Origin of the sequence: Gordonia oleivorans, assembly GCF_040044975.1 — a bacterium.
GTDB classification, from domain to species: domain Bacteria; phylum Actinomycetota; class Actinomycetes; order Mycobacteriales; family Mycobacteriaceae; genus Gordonia; species Gordonia oleivorans.
Map to the genome: position 1 here is coordinate 19898 of NZ_JBDZDI010000033.1, position 9021 is coordinate 28918.

At 67.0% G+C, this 9021-nt stretch carries 8 protein-coding genes; 5 read left to right on the top strand and 3 right to left on the bottom strand.

Going from position 1 to position 9021, the window contains the following annotated elements; all coding sequences use genetic code 11:
- The first annotated feature begins 15 nt into the window (after positions 1-15).
- Entirely contained in the window at positions 16-480 is a 465-nt protein-coding gene (locus ABLE92_RS25300) for a hypothetical protein (RefSeq protein WP_348807573.1), read from the top strand.
- An 84-nt stretch (positions 481-564) separates the two neighbouring features.
- Here the strand turns inward: ABLE92_RS25300 and ABLE92_RS25305 are convergent, their stop codons facing one another.
- Positions 565-1557, bottom strand: a complete 993-nt coding sequence (locus ABLE92_RS25305) for a hypothetical protein (RefSeq protein ID WP_348807574.1) — start codon at positions 1555-1557, stop codon at positions 565-567.
- 460 nt (positions 1558-2017) lie between these two features.
- Between ABLE92_RS25305 and ABLE92_RS25310 the strand changes: the two genes are divergently transcribed.
- Positions 2018-2341, top strand: a complete 324-nt coding sequence (locus tag ABLE92_RS25310; RefSeq protein WP_348807575.1) for a hypothetical protein — start codon at positions 2018-2020, stop codon at positions 2339-2341.
- A gap of 143 nt (positions 2342-2484) precedes the next feature.
- On the opposite strand, the gene ABLE92_RS25315 is transcribed toward ABLE92_RS25310, so the two are convergent.
- Entirely contained in the window at positions 2485-3252 is a 768-nt protein-coding gene (locus ABLE92_RS25315) for a T3SS (YopN, CesT) and YbjN peptide-binding chaperone 1 (protein ID WP_348807576.1), read from the bottom strand.
- A gap of 443 nt (positions 3253-3695) precedes the next feature.
- Between ABLE92_RS25315 and ABLE92_RS25320 the strand changes: the two genes are divergently transcribed.
- The 3 genes from ABLE92_RS25320 (at position 3696) to ABLE92_RS25330 (ending at position 7462) form a co-directional block, all read left to right on the top strand.
- The gene (locus ABLE92_RS25320) at positions 3696-4616 is read left to right on the top strand and encodes a hypothetical protein (RefSeq protein WP_348807577.1); all 921 of its coding nucleotides are present in this window, start codon (positions 3696-3698) and stop codon (positions 4614-4616) included.
- Positions 4617-4714: 98 nt separating this feature from the next.
- Entirely contained in the window at positions 4715-5908 is a 1194-nt protein-coding gene (locus tag ABLE92_RS25325; protein WP_348807578.1) for a TY-Chap domain-containing protein, read from the top strand.
- 138 nt (positions 5909-6046) lie between these two features.
- Positions 6047-7462 carry a carotenoid oxygenase family protein gene (locus tag ABLE92_RS25330; RefSeq protein WP_348807579.1) on the top strand — a complete coding sequence of 472 codons (1416 nt, stop codon included), beginning with the start codon at positions 6047-6049 and terminating at the stop codon, positions 7460-7462.
- Positions 7463-7886: 424 nt separating this feature from the next.
- Here ABLE92_RS25330 and ABLE92_RS26245 read toward each other — a convergent pair whose 3' ends face one another.
- Positions 7887-8420 (bottom strand): nucleoside hydrolase, encoded by a 534-nt coding sequence (locus tag ABLE92_RS26245; RefSeq protein WP_425476272.1) that lies wholly within the window; start codon positions 8418-8420, stop codon positions 7887-7889.
- Positions 8421-9021: the final 601 nt, after the last annotated feature.

The window sequence follows — 9021 nt, forward strand, 5'->3', positions numbered from 1 at the left end:
CACCAGGAGCACGTCATGTCGAAGAACATCAAGAACCGCACCCTCGCCGTTCTCGCCGGCACCGGGATCGCCGCCGCCATCGCCGTCGGGGGCGCCGGACTCGCCTCGGCCGGAACGGTGCCGGTCACCCACCCCGGCGAGCCGACCGTCGCGATGACCCTGACCAATCACACCAACCGCACCGAGTTCCTCGCCTCGGCCACCCCGGGCTCGGGGCACTGGGTGGACGCGCCGGCCTTCACCCTGGCCCCCGGGGCGTCGGAGACGGTCGTCGCGGTGGCACCGACGGCCCCCTCGGAGACGGTGTTCGTGAACTACCACATCGGAGCGTTCGGCCCGACCGCCACCTACAACGTCGAGAATGTGCGCGGTGACGTCAACACCGGCATGACCGGGACCTCGGGTGGGCACTACTTCATCAACACGCCCCGCATCGAGTCCGGCTTCCCGAACGTCAACGTCAGCTACGACCTGTGGTGAGACGCTGACTCATCCGACAACCATTCCCGCCGAGGCCTTCGCGTCGGCGGGAATCGTTGCGTCTGAGCGCTTATCGTGTGGCGCTCAGCCCGGGCAGGTCGTCCCGGACGCGTCCGGTCCGCCGGCGATCCGGTCGACGATGCCCTCCTCGACGTTGATCGCGAGCTGACCGCCCGGAAGCGTCACGAGATATCCGGGCCGCGCAAACGGTCCACCGGCCGCGAGCGGAGTGGCATCGGGGTAGGCCGCGGTCACCTTGCTCTCCGGATCACCGAGGGTGATGCCCTTCTCGGTCATGACGGTGGGTCCGGTCGGGCTGTTACCCGACGCCTCGACACAGGTGATGGGGTCGCCCCGTACGGCGAGACTATTCTGTCCGCTGAGTTCGGGGCCGCGCTGACCGTCGCCCTTGTTCTCGAAGGTCAATCCGGTTGCCGCGTCGGCCTGCTCGATGGTCATGCCGACCTTCACGACGCCGAGCGACGTCGGGGTGATCGTCAGGGTGGTGCCGGTCCAGGAGCCGGAGTTCTGCGCTGCCGCGCTGGTCGGAGTGGATGCGCTGGAGGTGGGTGCGCCCGTCACATACTGGCCCGTGCACATGTTGAGGTAGTGCGTGGGATCGAAGGCCTCACCGTGCTGCGGGAAGTACCACTCCAGGTTCTGATACATCAGTTGCCCGTCGCAGGTGCCGAGGTTGAACGCGACCACCTGGGTCTGTTCGGGGAACAGATCGGCCTCGATCTTCGTCGGGTCCGCCCATGCCGCCGTTCCGACGGCATGCGCCTCCGGTCCACCCCACGACGACCAGACCACGTTGTCGACCTCGCCGAGAACACCGGCGCCGCCGTTGTAGATCTTCGCCGGCTTGATCTCGCCGTACCCGGTTTGATTGGCACCCCAGACCTTGCCGAGAGTCGCGTTCAATGCCAACGACGGTGCAGCACTGGCGGACCCACCGGCCGTCGTCGTCGCCCCGGACTGCTCACTCGTGGCGGAACCGTTGACCGACGAGCACGCCGCCGTCGCCGTGAGAAGTGCCGCGCAGACGAGGGTGGGTAGTAGTCGAAGTGGTCGCATCGCTGGGGCTCCTCGGACGCTGGTGATGAGGCTCGGAGCGTAACAATATCGCCCGCTTCGGAACTCTTATGCGGCTGCTGCACTTCGGTTTTCGACTGTTCGGACGATAGACATACCGGTACATTCACCCTATTCACGACAAAGCGGAGAACCGGCCCCGTCCACCGCGTGGGGGCGCCTGCGGTGTCGTCTCGACGCTTCGCGCGGCAGCTGCTGCTCGACGCGGCGTCCGCTCGCTCGCGCGGTCATTGCACAGAACGCGCGAGTGTGGGCGTACCGCGGGAAGCAGAACTGCCCGCGCCAATGCCGCCAGGACACCGAATCACCAATTGCGACAAATGGTTCAACACGGAACATCTCGCTCGGCTCCCCCTATTGGCCGACTGTGGTCGATCGCAGCCATCGCTAATGTCGACGGCAGTCGGGGACTGTCGAAAGTCCAGTCACCTCAGGAGAAAACGTGAAGCTTCGAAATCGCGTCGCCGCGACCGTACTTGCCGCCAGCGCCGCGGCCACAGTGGCGACAGCCACCACTGGTGTTGCCGGAGCAGCGCCAACCGGCTGCACCAAAGGCGGCGGCAACACCTACGCAACAGCCAAGTGCACCGGTGGAACTGGCTGGTACCAGGCGTACGCGACATGCTTCAACCCGACCATCCCAGGGGCGACGTTCTACAAGTTCGTCGAGGGGCCATGGAAGAAGGCGCGCAGCGGTGAGACCTCGACGGTCGTCTGCCCCATCCTGTACGCGGTCGACTACCGCGGGGTGGGCATCAAGAACTGACATACGGCCACTGCACGCCACATCCATCTTGTGACGACTGTCCAATAGCTCTGTGGCCGGGATGAACTCACTTCTCTAGGACCTGTGAGTTACGAGGAATGGTGTCATCCCGGCCATCTCATGCGACGCGCACGGCACGCTCCTCACGCACCCTGCGGTCGCTCCCATCGCATGTTGCTCTCCGCCGACAGGGCTATCGCGGCGAGCAGTACCGGCAGGAAGGTCTCCATGGCCTGTCGCCGATTGTCGCAACGACGGGCCTCGTCGCCGTCTCCGCGGGCCTCGAACTTCGGCGCGACCGCCGTGTACAAGGCGATGTGCGCCTGACAGATTCGGGCGTAGCGCCGCAACAGTGGCCCATTGGCCCGCGAGGTACGCATGATCGAATCGGCGGTGACCGTGCTCCGATCGGTGTGGTACCGGACGATCATCTCGGCCAACGCCTGCGGCATCACCTCGATCTCGCACTCCGGATTCGGTGCCATCCCGGGGTCGAGTTGCTCCTCGATGTCGATGGCACCTTCGCGCAGGAATCGACGCCAGTCGGCCAGTGCGGCAACGAGATTGTCTGGCGAGAAGATCTTCGCATCCACCGCCTTGACGGCGAACACGTGCGCTTTGGTGACAACGATGGAGATGTCGGGCCAGCGCGACGAGTGTTCGGCGATCACCGCACCCAGCAACTCCATGTCGGGCGTCTCGTGGCCGACGATGGTGCAGAACTCAATTCGAAGGGCCTCCGGCGACACGAGGATCGTGGTGTGCATCTCGTCGAAGGTGAGACCGATGACGTCGCGGACGATCTCGACGTCCTCTTGGAGACACGCGGCGAGCGTGTCCCGGACCATCGTCAGCAGATGCCCGGCATCCTCCGACGCGGCGGCGACCGCGGCGCGTGCGTTCAACGACACCGCCACCTCAACCGTCCCGTCCGGCAACTTCCGCACGGGTGACGGAACCCCGTCGTCGAATCCCGATCCCCGCTCCCGAAATCCTCTGCTGCCATGCTGCCTCCCCGTGCCGTCGGTCATCGACGATGTCCGTCTGGGCAACACCATAGATCCGGGTACCGACAATTCGGACGTCGGTGGATGACGGGTGTGCCCGGGCGTGTGTTGTGTTGGTCCATAACCCATTTCACGCGGCAGCTTCTGCTCGACGCGGCGCCCGCACGCTCACGCGGTCATTGCACAGCCAGCGTGAGCGCGGGGGTACCGCGTCGCCACGAACCGACCGCGTGAAGCGAACAGAAGGGACGCGTGAGGGTCGTCCGACCTCGGTCCGACATCACACACGCACTTTGTCGTACCCCATCACTACCGTGGCACACACATCCGATCCAGGAGGTTGCCCGATGACCGTCTCCACCGACCACAACACGCTCACCTTCGCGTTCCCCGAGGTCGATCCGGCCGCGGTCCTGCACATCACCTTCCACCGGACACTGCGTGTCCCCGACGACGACACGACCTACGGCCTGCCGCCCAGTTTGGGCAGCTTCGCCCTTCGGGAGACCACCAATGGTGCTGCCGACGTCCTGATGCCGATGTGGCAGTCAGAGGCCGCGTGGATCGATTTCACTGCGCCGAAGGGCTATTCGTTCCTGGTGAAGGTGGGTGTGGGAGGAATCAACGCGATCACGGGTGACGCCTTCACCGCTGAACCGGACTTCGACGCCGGGGACTACCTCGAGACCGACGAGCAACCGTGGCTCGACGGCTACCGGGTGGACGCGACCACGGTGCGGCAGTTCGTCGCGCGGCGCCTCGGCACCGGGTACACGGTGGCCGAGCAGTTGACCGGTGCCCACAGTGGCGCCCTCGAGTTCTCGGTGGTGCCGCTCCGTCGCGACAAGTGGCAGCACATCGCGCCCATCGTCGCCGACGGTCTCTGCTTCGCGGCACCACCCGATGACCCTGCGATGGGTCTCGGCGCCGGCGGGTCCATCGCACAGTCCATCGCCACACCGATTCAGCCGCACGAGAATTGGTGTCAGGATGTCAGCGAGCGAGCGTCGGTCCGGATCATCGACTCGGCGTCGTGGCAGCAGCTCACCGACGAGCCGCCGCATCATCGGCCGCTGACGATCGAGGAGTACGCGCAGTACGGATTCCCGTGGTTCGCCTGGTACGACGACACCCTCGCGCGGCAGGGAGCGTCGCCGTTCGAGACGGTGAAGACCGTCAGAGAGGTCGGCACGGACCTCGGTGAAAGCCCACTGCCGGACAACACCGGCTTCACACCGCCGACCCCGCACATCGTCGGCGGTGCGTGAGTCGCCACCGCCCGCCAACGGGGCACGGATATGTCGTACCCCCGCCGTAACGTAGTGGCCGAGGAGAGGTCCACCCCTCTCCGACGAAAGGAGATTCGATGAGCACCAACGGTTTCGACTCGTCGATCGACGACGCCTGGCGCGGATTCCGGGCGGTCCTCGCGGACGTGCTCGGTGATCTCTCCGACTCGGAGAGCACCTGGCTTCAGGTGACCGGCCTCGTGGCCGACGATACGGCCACGCGATTGGACATCACCCTCACCGGCGCCCATCGGGTACGCATCACGGTGCGCGCCGATGCCCCCGACGGCGTCGTCGACCGCCATCTCCTGCAGGTCGAGCAGCTCCGTGCGCTGGGCTGGCGGCGACTGCGCAACGGCAGCTACATCGCCGAGGGCAGTCGGGCTCGTGCCGATGACCTCGCCTCGCTCACCGTCGACACCTTGCGCCAGGTGTGGCAGGTGGTGCATCCGGCCTTCCTCGCCGCCCCGTTCCTGCCACCGTCACCCGAGCCTGAACCCACCCTGCGGATCGGGACCGCACCGCACGACGCCGATCATCTGCGGTCACTGATCCACACCATGCTCGAGACCGCCGCCGGATGCACCATTGACCTCGACGAGGACGGGGACCTTCCGCTGCCGACCCGGCCCTACGCGTCCTGGTTGCGGGTGTGCGGTTCCGCGCCGTGCATCGAGGTGTTCACCGTCCTCACCGACAAGGTGATCGATCCCGCGCACGCCGCGACGGTGATCGCCGCACAGCCCACCGACCACGCGGCGATACGCCTGCTCCTGCGCGGCCGGACCGTCGTCGCCCAACGCATCATCGATGCCGCCGTCTTCGTCCCGGAGAACATCAACGGCGCCCTCAACGACTGGTTCACCTTCGTCGAGGACGACGCGCCACGCATCGTCCGACTGGCCACCACCCGCGAAAAACACACCACAGCAACGGATTCTGACCCCGACGAGGAGGGGTCACTACCCGATGCACTGCTCACCATCCTGCACCTCGACCTCGACAACGCCACCCTGAACCCACACGAGGTCGCCGAGATCTGCGAGCACGACCGCTCGGCGGTGCTGCGGTACATCCGTATCTGCGAGGAGCAGGAATCGTCGTGGAACTCCTCCGCCGACGACGCGAACCGTTCCGGTGACGCCGAGGAACGCGACGCATGCCGTCACGAGGCGCGATCGTGGGCGGCCACGGCCGCCAAGCTGCGCGCGGCCTTACGCATCGTGGCGCTCCCGGATTCCGGGCGGCGGGGGATTCGACCGATCGCGTGACGGCGGAATCTCGGGAGCGGTCGGCCGCACGGCCCCCGGGATGTCCGATTTCGGTCTAGGCTCACTCCCATGGCCCGGTGGATCGACACGGTCGAGAACGCCTGATCCCCGACCACGTCGTACCGAGAGGCCAGAGCCATGACCACCGACTCCCCCGCCACCCGACCCGCGCCGGTCGACATCGCCCACCACAGTCACCTCACCGGTGTGTTCGCGCCGCAACGTGAGGAGGTCGACGTCGCCGACCTCACCGTGCACGGCGACCTGCCGGCCGATCTGCGGGGCAGTTACCTCCGCAACGGGCCGAACCCCCGGTTCGATCCGATCGGCTCGTATGTCTATCCGCTCGACGGTGACGGCATGGTCCATCGCATCCGCTTCGACGGCGGGCGGGTCGGCTATACCAACAAGTTCGTCCGGACGCCGATGGTGACGGCGGAAGAGGCTGCCGGACATGCCATCTGGTCCGGCATCACCGACGGGTACACCCCGCCCGCCGAGGAGGCCGGTCCCGACCTGGCGGGAACCTTCCGCCAATTGCCCGACATCAACATCGTCCGGCATTCGGGCCGGCTGATGGCGATGGCCGAATCCGACCATCCGTACCTGCTGAATCCGACGGATCTGTCGACGATCGGTCCCACCCACTGCGACGGCGCGATGCTGGTGGGCAGCACCGCGCACCCGAAGACCGATCCGCGAACAGGTGAGCTGATCGTGTTCAACTACGCTCTCGAGGCCCCGTATCTGACGTGGTCGGTGATCGCCGCCGACGGTCAGGTGACGCGGACCCCGACACCGGTCGACGGGGTGACCGATCCGATGATGATCCACGACATGGCGTTGACCGCGCATTACGTCGTGCTGTTTCTGTGTCCCTTGGTTTTTGACATCGAGGCGATGCTGACGGGCGGTTCATTGCTGTCGTGGCGACCCGATGACGGCGCCCGCATCGCACTCCTCCCCCGCGACGGTGGCCCGGTCCGGTGGGTGCACACCGACCCGTTCTGGGTGTGGCACTTCGCCAACGCCTTCGACAACCCGGACGGCACGATCACCGTCGACTACGTGGAGTGGACCTATCCGGGTGGCTTCGCCGACGTCGACCGGCCGGCGACGTCGACGCTCACCCGTGCCGTCATCGACGCCGGTGGCTCCATCACGCGGAACGTTCTCAGCGACAACGCACTCGACATGGAGTTCCCGCGCGTCGACGACCGCCTGCTCACGCTCGACCATCACCGGGTCGCCTCGGTGGCGCGCGGTCCGCACGACGACGCCACGCGCGACAGTCTGTGGTTCCACGATCTCGCCGCGGGCACCGAAGACTATTGGAGCCCGGGCGTGGCGATCGGCGAACCGATCTTCTTACCCGGCGCGCACCACGACTACTGGGGAGCGATCGGCACCGACCCGGACAGCCTTCGCTCGAGCTTCTATCTTCTCGACGCCGACGCCCCCGCCGACGGACCGATCGCCACCATCGACCTGCCGATCCGGGTGCCGGCGGGACTGCACGGGGCGTGGCTGGCCGACGACGCAGACGCGAGCTGACAACGTCAGGGCAGAGGCTCGTGGTCCCCGCTCGGGCAGTCTCTGGACTCGAGCTGGGCGAGTTTCCACATCGCCCTCACCGCGTTGAGATCGACGTCCACAGCGGCCTCGGACCGGTCCGAATCAGGCCATGGCCCTGGGTGTCCGGTGGTTCCGCACACCTTGGCGCTCGATCCACGGGTCGCGATCCGCATGGTCGAGGTGGTCCAGGCGAAGGCTGCGGGATTGACCGCCGCCGTCGCGGCCACCAGATCGTGGCACGGGGCCGACCATCCGGAGCCCCGCCCCAGCGGGCGTCGACGCAAACCATAGGAGCGCGTCGCCGCGAACCCCCCTATCTGGCCGGCTGTCATGTCCGTGCGGCGCAGGATGAATCGACGACTCACATCGAGCCCGACCCACCGTATGGAGAGATCCGACCGGATCACGGACGCAGTCGCTTGTGGGTCGTGCCGGGTGTTGGTGTCGCGGATCCGCGCGTCCATCGGTGATCGGCTGACGCCGACTCCGCCGGACACCACGATCTGCAGGCGACGCAACTGTGTACGGCTGCCGTGCGAGTGAGCGCCGTCGCCAGGTTCGTCAACGGACCGATGCACAGGAGGACACCGCTCGGTTCCGACCGGGCGAACTCGATCATCACCTCGGACGGTTCGGGAGTCAACGTCGGCCGGTAGATCCGCTGCGCGACGGTCGTGGAGTCCCCAAGACCGTCGTGGCCATGAACCGCCGACGGTCGCCACCGTGGCGGCGGTCGCTTCGCGCCGGACCACACCGGGACGGTCGGTACCGCGAGACTCGCGTTCCGCGCGGCCGCCGGCGCCGACACGTTTCCCCACGTCGATGTGACACCCCACAATCTGCCGGTCGCCGCCAGCGCACGTAAGGCGACGACGTCGTCCAGACCTCCATCGGTGTCGACGAGGACGGGCGTTCCCGCGGTGCCTCTGCGCGTCATGTGGTTCAGTATCGTCCGCTTGGTTTCTGGGCTGGGATCGTCTGCTTCTGCCGGCCGGCGGGCGGTGACGGCGCGGGTGCTGTTCGTCGACGCGGTGCCCGCGCGCTCACGCGGTCGGTGCAATGCGCGCGTGACCGTGGAGACGCCGCGGGAACGTGGACGTGCCGCGTGAAGGCCGGCGTGGCGCGGGTGCTGTTCGTGGACGCGGTGCTGGCATGCTCACGCGGTCAGTGCACTGAGCGCGCGAAGACGACGGCGCCGCGCCAACGAGCATGTGCCGCGGGAAGACCGGCGTGGCGCGGGTGCTGCTCGTCGACGCGGTGTCTGCATGCCGGCGCGGTGTCTGCATGCTCACGCCCTCGGTTCACTGTCCGCGCGAGGACGGGGCGCCGCGCGAGCGTGGACGTGCCGCGCGAACTCTGCTCTGCGTGGCGCGGTTGGTTCTTGTCGACGTGGTGTCTGCATGCTCACGCGGTCAGTGCACTGAGAGCGTGAACGTGGGGACGCCGCGGGACCGAGCAGCGCCCGCGTGAACACGACCGGTGGATGCGCGAAAAAGGGCCGGGAATGCGGTGATGCCCCGCGAAACCCGAAGGTTTCG

What these genes read in the sequence shown, in the direction of transcription:
- ABLE92_RS25300 (WP_348807573.1), top strand. Translation starts at nt 16, where the DNA reads ATGTCGAAGAACATCAAGAACCGCACCCTCGCCGTTCTCGCCGGCACC.
- ABLE92_RS25305 (WP_348807574.1), bottom strand. Translation starts at nt 1,557, where the DNA reads ATGCGACCACTTCGACTACTACCCACCCTCGTCTGCGCGGCACTTCTC.
- ABLE92_RS25320 (WP_348807577.1), top strand. Translation starts at nt 3,696, where the DNA reads ATGACCGTCTCCACCGACCACAACACGCTCACCTTCGCGTTCCCCGAG.
- ABLE92_RS25325 (WP_348807578.1), top strand. Translation starts at nt 4,715, where the DNA reads ATGAGCACCAACGGTTTCGACTCGTCGATCGACGACGCCTGGCGCGGA.
- ABLE92_RS25330 (WP_348807579.1), top strand. Translation starts at nt 6,047, where the DNA reads ATGACCACCGACTCCCCCGCCACCCGACCCGCGCCGGTCGACATCGCC.
- ABLE92_RS26245 (WP_425476272.1), bottom strand. Translation starts at nt 8,420, where the DNA reads ATGACGCGCAGAGGCACCGCGGGAACGCCCGTCCTCGTCGACACCGAT.